We start from the raw sequence: 1,412 nt of genomic DNA on the forward strand, positions 1-1,412 counted from the left end.
GAAGTGCGGCAGGTAGGAGATCGTCTGGACGATCCGCTTGAACTTGCGCGACCGCAGCTCGTTGAGCAGGAGCGCCAGGATGATCGGCATCGGGAACGCGATCGCCAGGCTGAGCGCACCAAGGATCAGGGTGTTCTGGAACGCGTTCCAGAACGCCGGGTCGTTGATGAACATCTCGAAGTAGCGCACCCCGACGAACTCGTCGCCGAAGATGCTGCCCCCCGGCCTGAACCGCCGGAACGCGATGGCGTTGCCCGCCATCGGCAGGTACCTGAAGATCAGGAACCAGATCATGGGCAGTGCCACGAAGGTGTACAGGCGCCAGTCCCGCCGCAGGGCCTCGCGCCAGGTCTTCTTCGCCGGGCGGGACCTGCGCTTGCCGGGGTCGGTGGCGACCGCGGCCTCGGGTACGGCCGGGGAGGGGCCTTGCGGCGATCCTCCGCCGGGCGTGGCGACGGGCTCGACGACCCCGCTCATGCACTCACCTCCGCGTGGGGGCGGCTGTGCCGGGGCACGGCGGCCATGAAGTCCGGCCGGCGCGCACGAGGGTGCACGCACCTGCCGGGTCGGAACACTCGCTCCGGGTCCGCGCAGACCGCGGACCCGCCACCGCCTCGGGAGCTCCAGGGGGATGCACCCGAGGGTGTGCGCCACGAGCGGGCTGCTGCCCTTGCCGGCGCCCTGACCACCGCACTCACCTCCGTCTCACGTCGTCGTGAGGCTCGAAAGTATCGACTCCAACGTCGATATCTGTTGTGCTCGCACAGTAGGGCGGCGTTTTCGGAGGCGTCAACCCGGGCAGCGCAGCCGTGACCTGATGGTGACATTCCACGCGCGGCTCGTCCGATCGGGCGACGCCGAGGCCCAGGTGACGGGTGCCCAGAGGTGCTACCGTGCCGACTAAACTTTCGGTCTGCGCGAGGAGGCGTGGTCGCATGGGGATGTCGGACCCGGCACCGACGACGATCGCCACCATCGCTGCCGAGGTCGGCGTCTCGGTGCCCACGGTCTCGAAGGTCCTGAACGGGCGTCCCGACGTGGCGCCCGAGACCCGCGCGCGCATCGAGGCGGCCCTGGAGAAGCACCAGTACCGGCGGCGACGCGGCCGCGGTGCGCGTGGTGCCGAGCTCGTCGACCTCGTGATCCACGACCTCGGCACGGCCTGGGCGGTCGAGATCATCAAGGGTGTGGAGGTCGTGGCCGCGTCCGAACGTGTCGGGGTCGTGCTCTCGGACCTCGGTGGTGAGCACCGTCCACGCCAGGAGTGGCTCGACGACGTCCTGACCCGCCGCCCCCTGGGTGTGATCTTCGTGCAGTCCTCGCTGGACGCACCCCAGCACCGCCAGCTCGCGACCCGGTCGATCCCGTGCGTCGTCGTCGACACCGCGGGCGAGCCGCCCCTCGGTGTCCCG

1 protein-coding gene and 1 pseudogene are annotated in these 1,412 nt (G+C 70.0%); one reads left to right on the forward strand and one right to left on the reverse strand.

What is annotated here, in order from left to right; genetic code table 11:
- A pseudogene (locus N869_RS15075) lies at nt 1-477 on the reverse strand (sugar ABC transporter permease); the annotation flags it as partial.
- A gap of 458 nt (nt 478-935) precedes the next feature.
- On the opposite strand from N869_RS15075, the gene N869_RS15080 reads away from it, so the two are divergent.
- The coding region (locus N869_RS15080; RefSeq protein ID WP_408606373.1) for a LacI family DNA-binding transcriptional regulator at nt 936-1,412 on the forward strand (477 nt) is incomplete at its 3' end.

The organism is Cellulomonas bogoriensis 69B4 = DSM 16987 (assembly GCF_000767165.1).
In the GTDB taxonomy this organism is placed as follows: Bacteria; Actinomycetota; Actinomycetes; order Actinomycetales; family Cellulomonadaceae; genus Actinotalea; species Actinotalea bogoriensis.